The organism is Clostridium boliviensis (genome assembly GCF_033342255.1).
GTDB classification, from domain to species: domain Bacteria; phylum Bacillota; class Clostridia; order Lachnospirales; family Lachnospiraceae; genus Lacrimispora; species Lacrimispora boliviensis.
The window spans coordinates 1-545 of record NZ_JAWONS010000277.1 but is presented as its reverse complement, the minus strand read 5'-3'; the positions used below and the strand labels follow the sequence as shown (position 1 = coordinate 545).

Below are 545 nucleotides of genomic sequence, written 5' to 3'. Positions count from 1 at the left end.
CCTGGACTTCGACATGGACTTGGCGGTTTCCCGGTCCAACGAGAACCCGGTCTATTATGTCCAATACGCCCATGCCCGGATTCAAAGCGTCTTTCGTCAGGCCGAGGAACGGGGGCTTTCCCCCGCCGGGGATCCGGAAACCCTCTCCCTGCTCACAGAGGAACAGGAGTATGAATTGATGCAGGCCCTGGCCGCTTTCCCCGACGAAGTGGCCGGTGCGGCGCAGCAGCTCACGCCCCACCGGGTGGTGCGCTATCTGCATGAATTGGCCTCCCTGTTCCACAGCTATTACAGGGCTCATCGGGTGATCGGCGAGGATGAGAAACAGTCCCGGGCCCGGCTGGCCCTTCTGGCAGGGGTGGCTCAGGTGCTCAAAAACGGCCTGACCCTGATCGGTGTCAACGCTCCGGATCGGATGTAAGCCGGCCGTTTGCAGGCCGCAGGGGGTGGGGGACGGGAACTCCCCACCCTGCCCACCCTTCGCCCGGGAGGCGATCGATCGTGAAGCTCCTTTTGCTGTCCACCTTAACCGGATTTGTTGCGGG

At 62.8% G+C, this 545-nt stretch carries 1 protein-coding gene; it reads left to right on the top strand.

Going from position 1 to position 545, the window contains the following annotated elements:
* Positions 1-421, top strand: a 421-nt coding sequence (locus RZO55_RS18120; protein WP_318065666.1) for a DALR anticodon-binding domain-containing protein, incomplete at its 5' end; no start/stop codon positions are given.
* Positions 422-545: the final 124 nt, after the last annotated feature.